The following is a 15,658-nucleotide window of genomic DNA, read 5'->3' as shown; positions in this document are numbered from 1 at the left end:
TCCGGAACAGTAATAGAGGAAGGGATCAAGCCACGGAGCGCAGGCGCTTGAGCTCGAAGTGTTCGAGAAAGTCGCCGGCCTTGGCGCGAAAGTTCTGGATGTGCGCGCTGGCGTCATGGGCTTGCAGGGCTTCGTCGCTGCTCCAGTGTTCAATCATGTAGAAGGCCAGCGGATTGGCGAGGTCCTGATGCAGGTCGTATTGACCGCAACCGGCTTCGGCGCGGGTCGGTTCCAGCAGTGCACGCAGGTGTTGTTCGAGCGCGTCCTGTTGGCCGGCTTTGGCGATCAGGGTGGCAATGGCGGTGAAGGGCTGGGACATGGTCGGCTCCAGGAGCGGTTTGTTTTCGATGCGACAAATGATTAGCTATTTCTCTGCAAGATAAAACCCGCTAAAAGAGCAGTCTCTTTCAATGTTTTTTTGATAATAGAGGCTGAAGATGCTGCGTTTCGATGACTTGCAGTTGTTCGTCCGGGCGGCGGACCTGGGCAGCCTGTCAGCGGCGGCGCGGGGCATGGACATGTCGGCGGCGGTGGCCAGTGCGGCGTTGAAGCGCATCGAACAGCAACTCGGCGCCCGGTTGCTCGCCCGTTCCACGCGCAGCCTGCGCCTGACCGCCGAGGGCGAAGGATTTCTCGAGTATGCCCGGGCCGCGCTGAGCAACCTCGACGAGGGCCGTCGTTTGTTGGCCAGCGGTCAGGACCAGGTCAGCGGGGTGTTGCAGCTGTCGGCACCTTCGGATTTCGGTCGCAACCTGCTGCTGCCGTGGCTGGACGAGTTCCAGCGCGAACACCCGAAACTCACGGTGCGGCTGTTGTTGGGCGACCGCATCGCCGACCTGTTCCGCCAACCGGTTGACATTGCCCTGCGCTACGGTGAGCCGGAAGACTCGAGCCTGGTGGCGCTGCCCATCGCCCCGCACAACCGCCGCGTATTGTGCGCTTCCCCGAGCTACCTGGCCCGGCATGGCGAGCCACGACAACTGGAGCAACTGGCACAGCACAATTGCCTGCTGTTCATGCTCGGCAGCCGGGTTCACGACCACTGGAGTTTTCACGACGGCAAACGCGAAGTCAGCCTGACCGTCAGCGGTGATCGCTTCAGTGACGATGCCGATGTGGTGCGTTTGTGGGCCGTGGCGGGCGCCGGCATCGCCTACAAATCCTGGATCGATGTCGCCGCCGATGTGTTGGCCGGTCGCCTGAAAGTGCTGATGCCGGAGCTGCTCTGTGAGCGCGCACCGCTGAATTTGCTGTGCGCCCATCGCGCACAATTGAGTAAGCCGGTGAACCTTTTGCGGGAAATGCTTGCCAGCCGATGTACTCGTATAGGCAGTCAATTTCCCGCGTTGGCGGGTGTCGATCATTAGTCGCAGGCAAATAGCGAAATTTCCCTCAGGATCAATCACCACCAATGGTTTCCGGGGGGCAGGAACCGACGATCAACGCGCTTATACTAGCGCCCGCCTCATGTACGCACCGTCGCTCTCGCCACGGCGAGTCCGCGTTCGAGTCGGTCAGGCTCCACCTTTAATCCAGGGCCTTTGCAATGTCCTCGAAGCAATGGCTTGTGTGTGGATGACTTTGCCCGGTTTATGGCGGTTTCCACGTCTTGGCCGACGACACATTACTGGTCAAGATGTCTCCGAGCAGTAGACGAAACGATTCAACAGGGAGTGAATACATGGAACATGCACCTTGCATCAGCCAGATCGCCACGTTGCTGGCTGACCCAAAGCGCAGCGCAATGATGTGGGCCTTGATGGACGGCGCTGCGCGGCAGACCGAAGAGCTGGCATTGCTGGCCCGCCTGTCGCCGTCTTCGGCCAGTGCACACCTGGGGCGTTTGTCCGCCGGAGGTCTGTTGAAAGTCGAAACCCGCGGCCGCAAGCGATTCTTCCGGCTGGCCGCCCCCGAAATCGGAGCCGCGATAGAAGCGCTCGCCAGTGCGACGATCGCCAGCACACCTCGGGACATTCCCGATACTTTCAGCCGCCCCCCCGCCATCCCCAAACGTCAGGCCGCGCCTTCGTCCTTGTTGCGCGCCCGGCTCTGCGACGATCATTTAGGCGGCACGCTGGCCGCCGATCTGTACCAGCGCTTGCTGGATGCAGGCTGGATCGAACAGTTCGATCATCGGGTATCGATCACGCACAAGGGCGCCACGCAACTGGCGACACGCGGCGTTTTCGTCCAGGCGCTGGCGCAGACCACCAGTCGAGCCGCCTGTGCCTGTCCTGACTGGAGCGAAAGACGTCCGCACATGGGCGGTTCACTGGGCGCGGCGTTGCTGCAGTTGTTCATGCAATCCGGCTGGCTGAGCTTGCCGAACGATTCGCGAGCCTTGCATGTCACCGAGACGGGGCAGCGTGAAATCCATCGGTTCGCCAAGGAGACCGAGCTGGAAATGGCGTTGTAGACGCATCGGAATCGACGTCCGGGGTTTCGGGCGTCGTTCAGGGCTGCGGGCAGGTCGCATCCAGCAATAACCCTCGGCTGCCATCGCGCACACTCGATCAGGGACTTTCGAACGGGGGATGTGGCATGGAAACACGAGGCTTCAGCGCGGCAGAACGATTGGAACGGCTGCCCATCAGCGGTTATCACCGGATCATTTTCATCATCATCGCCCTGGCGTTTTTCTTCGACTCCATGGATCTGGCGATGATGACTTTCCTGCTCGGCTCGATCAAAACCGAGTTCGGCCTCAGTACGGCGCAGGCCGGGTTGCTCGCCAGTTCGAGTTTCTTCGGCATGGTCGTGGGCGCGTCACTGTCCGGCATGCTGGCGGACCGCTTCGGCCGCAAACCGGTGTTCCAGTGGAGCATTGTGTTGTGGGGCATCGCCAGTTACCTGTGCTCCACGGCGCAGAATGTCGAGACGCTGACGCTCTTCCGCATTCTCCTGGGAATCGGCATGGGCATGGAGTTTCCCATCGCCCAGTCGATGCTTTCGGAATTGATTCCGGCGAAAAGGCGAGGGCGTTACATCGCGTTGATGGACGGTTTCTGGCCCTTGGGGTTTGTCGCCGCCGGGGTACTGTCGTATTTCCTGTTGCCGGTGATTGGCTGGCGGGACATTTTCCTGGTGTTGGCGGTGCCGGCGGTATTTGTCCTGGCGATTCGCTTTTTCATTCCCGAGTCACCGCGCTGGCTGGAACAGGCTGGGCATGATGAGGCGGCGGACAAGGTCTTGCTGGGAATCGAAGCGCGGGTCCGGACATCGCTGGGTCGTGCGGATTTGCCCGAGCCGATCCGCTTGCCGCGTGTGGAAAGTACACCGGGCAACTTCTTTTCGGCGTTGCAGCAGATCTGGTCGCCTCTGTATCGCCAGCGCACGATGATGATCTGGAGCGTCTGGTTCTTTGCCTTGCTGGGTTTCTACGGGTTGACGTCGTGGCTCAGCGCGCTGCTGCAGCAGTCGGGTTTCGCCGTGACCCAGTCGGTGTATTACACCGTGCTGATTTCCCTCGGCGGGATTCCCGGTTTCCTCATGGCCGCTTGGCTGGTGGAGCGCTGGGGCCGTAAACCGGTGTGCGTGGTGACATTGCTCGGCGGCGGGGTGATGGCGTTTCTTTACGGTCAGAGTGCGGTGTTTGGCGGCAATGTCGGCTTGCTGATTACGTCGGGGCTGTTGATGCAGTTTTTCCTGTTCGGCATGTGGGCGGTGCTTTACACCTACACGCCTGAGTTGTACCCGACGTCGGCGCGGGCCACGGGATCCGGTTTTGCGTCGGCGATTGGCCGGGTGGGTTCGTTGCTCGGGCCATTGGTGACCGGGCTGGTGTTCCCGATGACCGGGCAGGGCGGCGTGTTCGCGCTGGGGGCGATGTGTTTTGCGATCGCGGCGGGGGTGGTGTGGGTGTTCGGGATGGAGACGCGGGGTAAAACACTGGAGGAGTTGACTGAAGCCGCGCCCGTCGCCTAAACACAGAACCCTGTGGGAGCTGGCTTGCCAGCGAAGGTGTGTCAGTCGACATCAATTTGGCTGACAGACCATCGCTGGCAAGCCAGCTCCTACCGTTGATCTTCGGTGTTCTTACGGTTTTACCAACCTGGCATCCAGGCTGTTTTGCGCCAAGCGCTTGGCCTGATCCTGGGTCATGCCCAGATCGGTGTACAGCGCATGGAAGTTTTCGGTCACATACCCACCGAAGTACGCCGGATCATCCGAGTTCACCGTGACTTTCACGCCGCGCTCAAGCATGTCGAGAATGTTGTGCTGTGACATGTGATCGAACACGCAAAGCTTGGTGTTGGACAACGGGCACACCGTCAACGGGATCTGCTCGTCAATGATCCGCTGCATCAGGCGCTCGTCTTCGATGGCGCGCACGCCATGGTCGATACGCTGGATTTTCAGCAGGTCGATGGCTTCCCAGATGTATTCCGGCGGGCCTTCTTCACCGGCGTGAGCGACGGTCAGGAAACCTTCGTGACGGGCACGATCAAACACCCGCTGGAACTTGCTTGGCGGGTGACCCATTTCCGAACTGTCCAGGCCGACGGCCACAAACGCGTCGCGGAATGGCAGCGCCTGGTCGAGGGTCTTCTGCGCTTCGTCTTCGCTCAAGTGCCGCAGGAAACTCAGGATCAGACCGCTGGTGATGCCCAGTTGCTGCTCGCCGTCCTTCAGCGCGGCGGCGATGCCGTTAAGCACCACTTCGAACGGGATGCCACGGTCGGTGTGGGTCTGCGGGTCGAAGAACGGTTCGGTGTGGATCACGTTCTGCGCCTTGCAGCGCAACAGGTAGGCCCAGGTCAGGTCGTAGAAATCCTGGGAGGTGCGCAGCACATCGGCGCCCCGGTAATACAGGTCGAGAAACTCTTGCAGGTTGTTGAAGGCGTACGCCTTGCGTAGGGTTTCGACATCGCTCCACGGCAGGGCGATCTTGTTGCGTTCGGCCAGAGCGAACAGCAGCTCGGGCTCCAGCGAACCCTCGAGGTGCAGGTGCAGTTCTGCCTTGGGCAGGGCATTCAGCCAATCGTACATTTGTTGAAATCTCATCAGGTGCAATGACGGCATTCTACAGATGCTCGCTGCAACAATTGGTAAAACCTGACCAAGAGGTTCATCGATCGGCTGCCATCCATTGGTGGGCTAAGGTGTAACGAAACGTTAGCACGGCTCCGCAGTCAGTATCTCATCACGCTGACTCAGCTCCATTCGGCAAAAAGGCCCGCAATGCTCACATTCCTCAAGCAAGAACAGTTTCTGCTGCTGGCCCTGATCGCCGCCTTCATCGCTTACCCGATGGAACACTGGATGCTGCACAGCGGCCAGCCTATAGCCCTGACCGCCGGCCTCGTGCTGATCGCCTTCATCGTCGTCGCGTCCATGCGCGTCGCCCATCACGCCGAACTGCTGGCGGAAAAAGTCGGCGACCCGTACGGCACGATGATCCTGACCCTGGCGGCCGTGCTGGTGGAAGTGGTGATCCTGGCGATCATGATGAGCAACGAAGCTTCACCGACACTGGTGCGCGACACGATTTACTCGGCCGTCATGCTCGACATCAACGGCATCCTCGGCCTCGCGGCGTTGATGGGCGGGATCAAACACGGCGAACAGTCCTACAACGATGACTCGGCACGCAGCTACAGCGTGATGATCCTCACCGCCATGGGCGTTTCCATGGTGGTGCCGGAGTTTATTCCCGAGGCGAACTGGAAGATGTATTCCGCGTTCACCATTGGTGCGATGGTCATGCTCTACACTTTGTTTCTGCGCATGCAGGTCGGGCCGCACAGCTATTTTTTCAGCTACAGCTACCCGGAAAAACGCCGCAAGAAAGCCCCGGAGGAAGCACCGGAGCCGGTCAATCTCGCGTTGAGTATCGGTACCTTGGTGTTTGGTGTAGTGGTGATCGGTGCATTGGCGGAGGTGATGTCCAAGACCCTCGACCTGGGCCTGGAAGGGACAGGCGCACCGCCGGTGATCACGGCGATTCTGGTGGCGGCGATTTCCGCGGCACCGGAGATTCTGACGGCGCTGCGCGCGGCGCTGGCCAACCGCATGCAGTCAGTGGTCAACATCGCCATGGGCGCCTCATTGTCGACAGTCATCTTGACGGTGCCGGTGATGGAGGCGGTGGCGCTTTACACCGGTCAACCGTTTCAGATGGCGATGACGCCGGTGCAGACTGTAATGATCTTCCTCACCCTGATCGTCAGCGCGATCAACCTCAACGATGGCGAAACCAATGCTATTGAAGGCATGACCCACTTTGTACTGTTTGCGACGTTCATCATGTTGTCGCTGCTCGGTCTGTAACCCCACCACAAAACCACTGTGGAAACGAATCACATGTGGGAGCGGCGGTGCGACGATTCGACTTGCTCGCGAAAGCGGTTTTTCAGTCGACATTAATGCTGAATGACATACCGTTTTCGCGAGCAAGCCCGCTCCCACATTGGGTCTGAGTTGTATCAGGTGCCTGCGATGAGCTGCCGAGCCGCCTGGCTGTGATCGGCGATCAAACCTTTGAGATCCAGCCCCTCAACCTGCCCGTCAATCACTCGCCACTTGCCACCCACCATCACCCGATCCGCGCGGTCCGCGCCGCACAACAGCAACGCCGACACCGGATCATGACTTCCCGAGAAGCGCAGCTCATCCAGTTTGAACAACGCCAGATCCGCCTGCTTGCCCACCGTCAGTTCACCAATATCGGTACGCCCGAGCAAACTCGCCGAGCCCTTGGTCGCCCAACCCAGTACCCGTTCCGGGGTGATTTTCTCGGCGCCATAACGCAGCCGCTGAATGTAAAGCGCCTGGCGGGTTTCGAGCATCATGTTCGACGCATCGTTGGACGCCGAACCGTCCACGCCCAGGCCCAGCAACGCGCCGGCAGCGGTCAGGTCCAGTGTCGGGCAAATGCCGGAGGCCAGGCGCATGTTCGAGCTCGGGCAATGGCAAATGCCGGTGCCCGCCGCGCCGAGGCGGGCGATTTCGTCCGGGTTGAAGTGGATGCCATGCGCGAGCCAGGTGCGCGGGCCGAGCCAGCCGACGCTGTCCAGGTAATCCACAGTACGCAGGCCGAAGCGCTGTAGGCAGAAGTCTTCTTCGTCGAGGGTTTCGGCCAGATGGGTGTGCAGGCGCACATCGAGCTTGTTTGCCAGCTCGGCACTGGCCGACATGATTTCCGGGGTCACCGAAAACGGTGAGCACGGCGCGAGAGCGATCTGGATTTGCGCGCCATCGCCGCGTTCGTGGTATTCGGCGATCAGGCGCTGACTGTCGTCGAGAATCACTTCGCCCTCCTGCACAGTCTGCTGCGGAGGCAGGCCGCCGTCCTTTTCGCCGAGGCTCATGGAACCACGCGTGAGCATGGCGCGCATGCCCAGTTCGCGGACGCTCTCGACTTGCACGTCGATCGCATTTTCCAGGCCTTGCGGGAACAGGTAATGGTGATCGGCGGCGGTGGTGCAACCAGACAGCAGCAACTCAGCCAGCGCGACTTTCGTGGCGAGGGCGAGTTTCTCAGGCGTGAGTCGTGCCCAGACCGGGTACAGGGTTTTCAACCACGGGAACAACGGCTGATTGACCACCGGCGCCCAGGCGCGGGTCAGTGTTTGATAAAAGTGGTGATGAGTGTTGATCAGCCCCGGCAGGATCACATGCTCGCGGGCATCGAATACTTGCCCGCAAGGCGAAGAAGGTTGCTGGCCGGCGGCAAGCACTTCGACGATCAGACCGTCTTGCACAACCAGACCGCCGCGGGCATCGAGGCCATTGGCAGTGAAGATCGCGAGGGGATTTTTTAACCAGGTACGGGTCGCAGGCATGTTGGCCGGCTCCTCTGAAAGTGGGTTCAGGTTAGCCAGCTCAGTGATTACCCTGTCTGCTGATCCAGGGTCGCCGCGGGGGACGAGGTGCGGAGTTTCAAACAAAACCACGTTGCGGGCAAGCCCCTCCCGACCGGACGACGACTAACCTGTAGGAGCCGGCTTACTGGCGATAGCATCTCATCAGTATCACTGACAGACCGAGGTGTCTGCATCGCCCGCAAGCCGGCTCCTACACAGGATTGCGGTGTTACCAGGGAATGGTCTCGCCCTTGTAATTCACAAAGTGATGCCCGCCCTTGCCGGCATACGCATCCACCTGATCCACCAGTCCACGCGTACTGGTTTCCACATCGATATCAGCGCCTTCGCCGCCCATGTCGGTTTTCACCCAACCCGGATGCAGCGACAGCACGGTCAGTTTCTGCTCGCCCAATTGCGTCACGAAACTGTTGGTCATGGAGTTCAGCGCCGCCTTGCTCGCCTTGTACAACGCCAGCTCTGGCGCGTCCGGCATGGTCACGCTGCCGAGCACCGAACTCATGAACGCCAGCACGCCGCTGTCCGGGCGGATTTGCCCGACAAAACGTTGTGCCAGGTTGATCGGTGCCACCGCATTGGTGAAAAACAACTGACCCACTTCAGCCAACGTCGCGCCGCCCGGTGTCTGTACTTCCGGACCCTTGACCCCGGCGTTCACGAACAACAGATCAAACACTTCACCCTTGAGTTGCTGACTCAATGCGATGACTGCCTGCTGATCATCCATGTCGAGCTTTTCGATCCGCACCTTGCCCAATGCCTGCAAGGCGTCGGCATTCTGCGGGTTGCGCACGGTGGCGGTGACTTGCCAGCCGTCGGCCAGCAGGGTTTTCACCAGGCCGAGGCCCAGGCCCCGGGAGGCGCCGATGACGAGTGCGGTTTTTGCCTTGGACATGAGTGCTTCCTTGATAAATGAGGATCACGGAGTTAAGGGGCAACGTTGCCCGAGTCGTTGTTGCAACTCGTGTCGCAGCGCGCCGAGTTCATCCATTCGGGTTTCGATCAGTTTGAGTTTGTCTTGCAGCAGTTGCGTGACGGCGCAGTCCGGGTCGGGCGACTGCCACAACGTGGCAACGCTGTTGCCGATTTCGCCCAGGGTGAAACCCAGCCGTTGAGCGGTCTTGATGTACAGCACCAGTTGCACCACGTCTGGCGGATAGTCGCGGTAACCGTTGGCGCTGCGTTGCGCGGTGATCAGTCCGCGTTGTTCGTAGAAGCGCAGCGTGTCACGGCTGACGGCGCTGGCCTGGGCTAATTCACCGATACGCATCCTGACGTCTCGAGGGGGGCTTGACCCTGGAGCATACTCCAGGCTTTAGCCTTGTTGCTCCCTGAATTTATGGAGCAATGCCGATGTGGACTTCAACGCAATATCGCCGGGTGGTGCTTGGCAGCGCCTGGTATGACTTGATCGTGACGGCAGCGTTTGTCACGCCGTGGACATTTGCGGCGTTGCACGGTGTTTTGACGAGTGTTAGCCGGGCGTTCGACCTGCCCGGAGAATTGCCGGCGTTCGAGCCCATGCACATGCTGATGGCGAACCTGTTGGGCTCGATCGTGTGCATTTGGGCCGTGCTGCGGATTCGAGATCCGCAGCAAGTGTTTGGTCGGTATGACGCGGTGGGCCGATTTCTGTTTTCGGCTTGGCAGCTCTATGCCTTGTTGCAGGGCGCCAGTTCGCTGCTGGTGATTTTTTTGTTCTTTGAGTTGGCGTGGGGTGTGGTCCAGGTGCTGCCTGTGGATAAAACAAGTCGCTGGCCATTGAGACAGGCAATTTGAAAACCCGTGGCGACCAAGGCGTTCAGGATGCCGCCTCGCCACCTTTAGATTTCCAGTCAGGCACCACTTGAGGGCGAAGCCGTTGATCAGGCTCCGCTTTTGCTCATCAAGGTTTGGTCAAAAAACGAGCAACCCATTGCAAGCCATGCCGGACATGGGGCCGCGACAGCCATGAACGGGTTATCCACAGATTGCTCCACAGTATTTGTGCGCAAGCTCAAAGCTCGGGCATAAGCACTGTGCGGCTTTCTTCTAAAGGTGATAAACCACGCTAACTGTTTGTTTTTACGTGGATTTGATCTTTGTTGTGACAAATTGGGCGAAAAGTGAACAATGCCCGCAAAGCCGCATGACAGAAGGGTTACAGCGGTATGTGCTCAGGTTATCCACAGCCGGGTGCACAGTAGATGTGGGCAAGTGTAAGGTGGCTTGGAAATGCTCATGCCCCAAAAGATCGCAGCCTTCGGCAGCTCCTACGAAAATCGCGATCACACTGTAGGAGTTGCCGAAGGCTGCGATCTTTTTGATCTTCTAACGCTGCAACAGAATGCGCCCGCGGCTCAAATCCGCGAGCTGGGTTTGCAGGGTGTCGATCTGCGCTTTGCCCATCGCCAATTGCAGCTCTACACCGTTGGCCGTGAACGTTTCTTCTACAACCAGTCCGCCGAGTTCTGCCACCCGAAGCTTCACCAGCGTCAGTTCAGCAAAACCGCAGGCGCAACTCACCGGCACTCGACTGATCAGCTCAATTTTCAGCGCCGCTTGCAGGCACTTGTTGGCACCGCCGCCATACGCCCGGGCGAGGCCACCGGTGCCGAGTTGAATGCCGCCATACCAGCGGATCACCAGCACGACGACCTGATCGCAATCCTGTGCGTCGATTGCCGCCAGAATCGGTCGGCCAGCCGTGCCGCCCGGCTCGCCATCATCGGTGCTGCGGTATTGAGCGCCGAGTTTCCATGCCCAGCAGTTGTGCGTGGCATTCAAATCACTGTGCTGTTCGATAAACGCCTGGGCTTCAGCAGGGCTGCTGATCGGCGCGGCGAGGGTGATGAAACGGCTTTTGCGAATCTCTTCGCGGTATTCGCAAAAGCCGCTGAGGGTAAAAGGCATAGGTGTCTTAAGTACTTGGGGTCAGGCCGCAGCCTTTGAGAATAATGCGGATCAGGTTGTTGCCGGCATCTTCCATGTCTTGCTTGGTCAATTTGGTACGGCCGCTGACCCGGCAAATTTGCGTGGCGAAATCGGCGTAATGCTGGGTGCTGCCCCACAGCAGGAAGATCAGGTTGACCGGGTCGACCGGGTCCATTTTACCGGCGTCGATCCACGCCTGGAATACCGCCGCCCGGCCCTGGAACCAGACGCGGTAGTCCTGATTGAAATACTCGGTCAGGCATTCGCCGCCGCTGATCACTTCCATCGCGAAGATCCGCGAGGCTTGCGGTTGGCGGCGGGAGAATTCCATCTTGGCGCGGATGTAGCGCGTCAGCGCTTCGGCCGGATCATCCTCGGCGGTCAGGGTGTTGAAGGTGCTGTCCCACAACTGAAGGATGTTGCTCAGCACCGCCACGTACAACCCCAGTTTGTTGGTGAAGTAGTAATGCAGGTTCGCCTTGGGCAACCCGGCATTGAGGGCGATGGTGTTCATGCTCGTGCCTTTGAACCCATGCCGGGCGAACTCGTCTTCAGCAGCTTTGATGATGGTCTCTTCGTTCTTCTGACGAATGCGGCTGGCAGGTTTGCCGCCGTGAGCGGGGACTTCAAAGGTCATAGGCACTTCCAGACAGGTAGGTGGGTGCAACCAGTGCGTTGATAGCGCACCCGCCGTTTCCAGACAAGTCCTGAAGCAATAAAACCCCTGTCACCTCAAAACCCTGTGGGAGCGGGCTTGCTCGCGAAGGCGGTGTGTCAGCTACATAAATGTGGACTGACACACCGCCTTCGCGAGCAAGCCCGCTCCCACAGGGTTTCAGCGAGTGGCGGCCAGGCTTTCCAAAAAGCTTTCCAGCACCAGATGCGGGCGACGTCCCTTGCGTGTCACCGATGCAAGGCTCAAGTCATAAAATCGTGCTTTCGGTTTCAGCGCACGCAAGCGACCCTGTTGCACCCAGAGACTGGCGTAGTGGTCCGGCAGATAGCCGATGTACCGGCCGGTCAGAATCAGGAAGGCCATGCCTTCGCGGTCCGAGGCACTGGCGGTGCAGTTGAGGGCCTGGTAATGCGCCTGGATTTCGGCGGGCAAGCGGAAGGTCGGGGCGATGGCGTCCTGACTGTTGAGGCGTTCATCGTCCAGTTGTTTGTCGTCGACGTAGAACAAGGGATGACCGACCGCGCAATACAGCAGCGAACGTTCGCTGTAGAGCGGCTGATATTCCAACCCCGACAGCGCACTCGCCTGCGGCACCACACCGACATGCAAACGACCGTCGAGTACACCTTGTTCGACTTCGTTGGGCGCGATCATGCGGATCTGAATCTGCACGTCCGGCCCGCGTTCCTTCAATTGCGCCAAGGCATGTGTGATGCGCATGTGGGGCAGAGTGACGAGGTTGTCGGTCAGGCCGATGGTCAATTCGCCGCGCAGATGCTGGTGCAGACCGTTGACCTCGGTGCGGAAGCTTTCCAGCGCACTCAATAGTTGTAATGCCGACTGGTAAACCTCGCGACCTTCCTCCGTCAGGGAAAAACCGGCGCGACCGCGTTGGCACAGGCGCAGACCGAGGCGCTGTTCCAGGTCGCTCATCTGCTGGCTGATCGCCGAGCGACCGATGCCGAGTACCGATTCGGCCGCAGAGAAACCGCCGCATTCCACCACGCTGCGAAAAATACGTAGCAGGCGGATATCAAAGTCGCTGACTTGCGCCAGCGGATCGGGGCGACGGATGCTCATGCTTTAATTACTCAAAGTTTAGTAACGGCCTGACTGAACGTTACAAAAGTTGGATTTCACCGACTTTATCCCCGTGGCAATTTAGCTGCAAGAACGCTTTTCATCTCCACGCCGCTTATTGCCTTGCGAGGTTTTGCCCATGAACTTGCCCGAAAACGCCCAATCTCCTCTGGCCAGCCAGCTCAAGCTCGATGCTCACTGGATGCCCTACACCGCCAACCGGAATTTCCAGCGCGATCCGCGACTGATCGTGGCGGCTGAAGGCAGCTGGCTGACGGACGACAAGGGCCGCAAGGTCTACGATTCGCTGTCCGGTCTGTGGACGTGCGGCGCCGGGCACACTCGCAAGGAAATCCAGGAAGCGGTTGCCAAGCAGTTGGGCACCCTCGATTACTCGCCGGGCTTCCAGTACGGTCACCCGTTGTCGTTCCAACTGGCCGAGAAAATCACTGACCTGACGCCGGGCAATCTGAATCACGTGTTCTTCACCGATTCGGGTTCCGAGTGCGCGGATACCGCAGTGAAGATGGTTCGCGCTTATTGGCGTCTGAAAGGCCAGGCAACCAAGACCAAAATGATCGGTCGTGCCCGTGGCTACCACGGTGTGAACATTGCCGGCACCAGCCTTGGCGGTGTGAACGGTAACCGCAAGATCTTCGGTCAGGCGATGATGGACGTCGATCACCTGCCGCACACTTTGCTGGCGAGCAATGCTTACTCGCGAGGCATGCCGAAGGAGGGCGGTATCGCCCTGGCGGAGGAGTTGCTCAAGTTGATCGAACTGCATGACGCGTCGAACATCGCTGCTGTATTCGTCGAGCCAATGGCTGGTTCCGCTGGCGTGCTGGTTCCGCCTGAGGGTTACCTCAAGCGTCTGCGCGAGATCTGCGATCAGCACAATATCCTGCTGGTGTTCGACGAAGTGATCACCGGTTTCGGCCGTACCGGCTCGATGTTCGGCGCCGACAGCTTCGGCGTGACACCGGACCTGATGTGCATCGCCAAGCAAGTCACCAACGGCGCGATCCCGATGGGCGCGGTGATTGCCAGCTCCGAGATCTACCAGACCTTCATGAACCAGGCGACGCCTGAATACGCCGTGGAATTCCCGCACGGTTACACCTACTCCGCGCACCCGGTGGCTTGCGCCGCTGGCCTGGCAGCCCTCGACCTGCTGCAAAAGGAAAACCTGGTGCAGAGCGTGGCCGAAGTCGCGCCGCATTTCGAAAGTGCGCTGCACGGCCTGAAGGGCTCGAAAAACATCATCGACATTCGTAACTACGGTCTGGCCGGCGCGATCCAGATTGCCGCGCGTGACGGCGACGCCATCGTGCGTCCGTTCGAAGCGGGCATGGCGTTGTGGAAAGCCGGATTCTACGTACGCTTCGGCGGTGACACCCTGCAGTTCGGCCCAACTTTCAACAGCAAGCCGCAAGACCTTGATCGTCTGTTCGACGCGGTCGGCGAAGTGCTGAACAAAATCGACTGATTTTTCCCTTCTATATAGAGGCGTCCGATAACGGGCGCCTGTGGACAACTTTTCAGGAGCCCCGCATGAGTCTTATCCCGCATTTGATCAACGGCGAACTGGTGACCGAAGATGGTCGCACCGCCGACGTATTCAACCCGTCCACCGGCCAGGCGATCCACAAGCTGCCGTTGGCCAGCCGCGAAACCATTCAGAAAGCCATCGATTCGGCCAAGGCTGCGTTCCCTGCCTGGCGCAACACGCCTGCGGCCAAACGTGCGCAGGTGATGTTTCGCTTCAAGCAACTGCTGGAACAGAACGAGGCACGTATCGCCCAACTGATCAGCGAAGAGCACGGCAAGACTCTGGAAGACGCTGCCGGTGAACTGAAGCGTGGTATCGAGAACGTCGAGTTCGCGTGCGCAGCGCCGGAAATCCTCAAGGGTGAATACAGCCGTAACGTCGGCCCGAATATTGATGCCTGGTCGGACTTCCAGCCGTTGGGTGTAGTTGCCGGTATTACTCCGTTCAACTTCCCGGCGATGGTGCCGTTGTGGATGTATCCGCTGGCGATCGTCTGCGGCAACTGCTTCATCCTCAAACCGTCCGAGCGTGATCCAAGCTCGACGCTGCTGATTGCTCAGTTGTTGCTGGAGGCCGGTCTGCCGAAAGGCGTGCTGAACGTTGTTCATGGTGACAAGGCTGCAGTGGACGCGTTGATCGAAGCGCCGGAAGTCAAAGCATTGAGTTTCGTTGGCTCGACGCCGATTGCCGAATACATCTATGCCGAAGGCACCAAGCGTGGCAAACGCGTTCAGGCACTGGGCGGCGCGAAGAACCATGCGGTGCTGATGCCGGATGCAGATCTGGATAACGCTGTCAGCGCACTGATGGGCGCGGCTTACGGTTCTTGTGGTGAGCGTTGCATGGCGATCTCGGTGGCCGTGTGCGTCGGTGATCAAGTGGCAGATGCGTTGGTGTCCAAGCTGACTCCGCAGATCAAGGCGCTGAAGATTGGCGCAGGTACCACTTGTGGCTTGGACATGGGGCCATTGGTCACCGGTCAGGCTCGTGACAAAGTCAGTGGCTATGTAGAAGACGGCGTTGCATCGGGTGCAACCTTGGTGGTGGATGGTCGTGGTCTGAGCGTGGCCGGTCATGAAGAAGGTTTCTTCCTGGGCGGCTGCCTGTTCGATAACGTCACCCCGGAAATGCGCATCTATAAAGAAGAGATCTTCGGGCCAGTGTTGTGCGTTGTCCGGGTGAACAGCCTGGAAGAGGCGATGCAACTGATCAATGATCACGAGTATGGCAACGGCACCTGCATCTTTACCCGTGATGGGGAAGCGGCGCGGTTGTTCTGCGATGAGATCGAAGTCGGCATGGTCGGCGTCAACGTGCCGTTGCCGGTCCCGGTGGCTTATCACAGTTTCGGTGGCTGGAAGCGTTCGCTGTTTGGCGATCTGCATGCGTATGGCCCGGATGGCGTACGCTTCTACACCCGTCGCAAGGCAATTACCCAGCGCTGGCCGCAGCGTGCGAGCCATGAAGCGTCGCAGTTTGCGTTCCCTAGCTTGTAAGTAGAAGGGAAGAAGGCCGAGCCCCTTGGGGCTCGGCCTTCGCGTTTATGGGCTTTTTTGACCCGTATGACAGAAATGTGAAATTAAGGGTTGACGGCAGATTCTGGAAGTCTAT

Annotated in this window: 15 protein-coding genes; 7 read left to right on the top strand and 8 right to left on the bottom strand. The window is 59.4% G+C overall.

What is annotated here, in order from left to right; translation table 11 throughout:
* Nucleotides 1-25: 25 nt before the first annotated feature.
* Nucleotides 26-319 (bottom strand): putative quinol monooxygenase, encoded by a 294-nt coding sequence (locus tag PMI01S_RS08235; protein ID WP_084319128.1) that lies wholly within the window; start codon nt 317-319, stop codon nt 26-28.
* Between the two features lie 118 nt (nt 320-437).
* On the opposite strand from PMI01S_RS08235, the gene vimR reads away from it, so the two are divergent.
* The 3 genes from vimR to PMI01S_RS08220 all read left to right on the top strand — a co-directional run bounded on the left by vimR (nt 438) and on the right by PMI01S_RS08220 (nt 3,924).
* On the top strand, nt 438-1,367 hold the full coding sequence (vimR, locus tag PMI01S_RS08230) for a transcription regulator VimR (RefSeq protein ID WP_084319126.1): 930 nt from the start codon (nt 438-440) through the stop codon (nt 1,365-1,367).
* 314 nt (nt 1,368-1,681) lie between these two features.
* Nucleotides 1,682-2,416: an ArsR/SmtB family transcription factor gene (locus tag PMI01S_RS08225; protein WP_084319125.1), complete on the top strand. Its 735-nt coding sequence runs from the start codon at nt 1,682-1,684 to the stop codon at nt 2,414-2,416.
* A 125-nt stretch (nt 2,417-2,541) separates the two neighbouring features.
* The gene (locus tag PMI01S_RS08220; protein WP_084319123.1) at nt 2,542-3,924 is read left to right on the top strand and encodes an MFS transporter; all 1,383 of its coding nucleotides are present in this window, start codon (nt 2,542-2,544) and stop codon (nt 3,922-3,924) included.
* A gap of 111 nt (nt 3,925-4,035) precedes the next feature.
* Here the strand turns inward: PMI01S_RS08220 and PMI01S_RS08215 are convergent, their stop codons facing one another.
* On the bottom strand, nt 4,036-4,989 hold the full coding sequence (locus tag PMI01S_RS08215) for an adenosine deaminase (protein ID WP_084319122.1): 954 nt from the start codon (nt 4,987-4,989) through the stop codon (nt 4,036-4,038).
* Between the two features lie 192 nt (nt 4,990-5,181).
* On the opposite strand from PMI01S_RS08215, the gene PMI01S_RS08210 reads away from it, so the two are divergent.
* Nucleotides 5,182-6,270 carry a calcium:cation antiporter gene (locus PMI01S_RS08210; protein WP_084319115.1) on the top strand — a complete coding sequence of 363 codons (1,089 nt, stop codon included), beginning with the start codon at nt 5,182-5,184 and terminating at the stop codon, nt 6,268-6,270.
* 155 nt (nt 6,271-6,425) lie between these two features.
* Here PMI01S_RS08210 and PMI01S_RS08205 read toward each other — a convergent pair whose 3' ends face one another.
* The 3 genes from PMI01S_RS08205 to PMI01S_RS08195 all read right to left on the bottom strand — a co-directional run bounded on the left by PMI01S_RS08205 (nt 6,426) and on the right by PMI01S_RS08195 (nt 9,096).
* Nucleotides 6,426-7,784, bottom strand: coding sequence for an 8-oxoguanine deaminase (locus tag PMI01S_RS08205; protein WP_084319113.1), 1,359 nt, complete (start codon nt 7,782-7,784; stop codon nt 6,426-6,428).
* A 250-nt stretch (nt 7,785-8,034) separates the two neighbouring features.
* Nucleotides 8,035-8,721, bottom strand: a complete 687-nt coding sequence (locus PMI01S_RS08200) for an SDR family oxidoreductase (protein WP_084319111.1) — start codon at nt 8,719-8,721, stop codon at nt 8,035-8,037.
* Nucleotides 8,722-8,745: 24 nt separating this feature from the next.
* Nucleotides 8,746-9,096, bottom strand: a complete 351-nt coding sequence (locus PMI01S_RS08195) for a MerR family transcriptional regulator (RefSeq protein WP_084319109.1) — start codon at nt 9,094-9,096, stop codon at nt 8,746-8,748.
* 83 nt (nt 9,097-9,179) lie between these two features.
* Here PMI01S_RS08195 and PMI01S_RS08190 point away from each other — a divergent pair, with 83 nt between their 5' ends.
* The gene (locus PMI01S_RS08190) at nt 9,180-9,605 is read left to right on the top strand and encodes a hypothetical protein (protein WP_084319107.1); all 426 of its coding nucleotides are present in this window, start codon (nt 9,180-9,182) and stop codon (nt 9,603-9,605) included.
* A gap of 531 nt (nt 9,606-10,136) precedes the next feature.
* Here the strand turns inward: PMI01S_RS08190 and PMI01S_RS08185 are convergent.
* The 3 genes from PMI01S_RS08185 to PMI01S_RS08175 all read right to left on the bottom strand — a co-directional run bounded on the left by PMI01S_RS08185 (nt 10,137) and on the right by PMI01S_RS08175 (nt 12,495).
* Nucleotides 10,137-10,718: an IMPACT family protein gene (locus PMI01S_RS08185; RefSeq protein ID WP_084319105.1), complete on the bottom strand. Its 582-nt coding sequence runs from the start codon at nt 10,716-10,718 to the stop codon at nt 10,137-10,139.
* A 7-nt stretch (nt 10,719-10,725) separates the two neighbouring features.
* Nucleotides 10,726-11,376, bottom strand: coding sequence for a TetR/AcrR family transcriptional regulator (locus PMI01S_RS08180; protein ID WP_084319103.1), 651 nt, complete (start codon nt 11,374-11,376; stop codon nt 10,726-10,728).
* Nucleotides 11,377-11,574: 198 nt separating this feature from the next.
* The gene (locus PMI01S_RS08175; RefSeq protein WP_084319101.1) at nt 11,575-12,495 is read right to left on the bottom strand and encodes a LysR family transcriptional regulator; all 921 of its coding nucleotides are present in this window, start codon (nt 12,493-12,495) and stop codon (nt 11,575-11,577) included.
* 139 nt (nt 12,496-12,634) lie between these two features.
* Between PMI01S_RS08175 and aptA the strand changes: the two genes are divergently transcribed.
* Together aptA and PMI01S_RS08165 are read left to right on the top strand one after the other, a co-directional pair.
* A complete protein-coding gene (gene aptA / locus PMI01S_RS08170) occupies nt 12,635-13,984 on the top strand; it encodes an omega-aminotransferase AptA (RefSeq protein ID WP_084319099.1) in 1,350 nt (449 codons plus the stop codon).
* Between the two features lie 65 nt (nt 13,985-14,049).
* The gene (locus PMI01S_RS08165) at nt 14,050-15,543 is read left to right on the top strand and encodes a CoA-acylating methylmalonate-semialdehyde dehydrogenase (RefSeq protein WP_084319098.1); all 1,494 of its coding nucleotides are present in this window, start codon (nt 14,050-14,052) and stop codon (nt 15,541-15,543) included.
* Nucleotides 15,544-15,658 lie beyond the last annotated feature (115 nt).

Source organism: Pseudomonas migulae NBRC 103157 (assembly GCF_002091715.1).
Taxonomy (GTDB): Bacteria; Pseudomonadota; Gammaproteobacteria; order Pseudomonadales; family Pseudomonadaceae; genus Aquipseudomonas; species Aquipseudomonas migulae_A.
The sequence above is the reverse complement of the archived record's forward strand: the minus strand, read 5'-3'. Positions and strand labels throughout refer to the sequence as shown.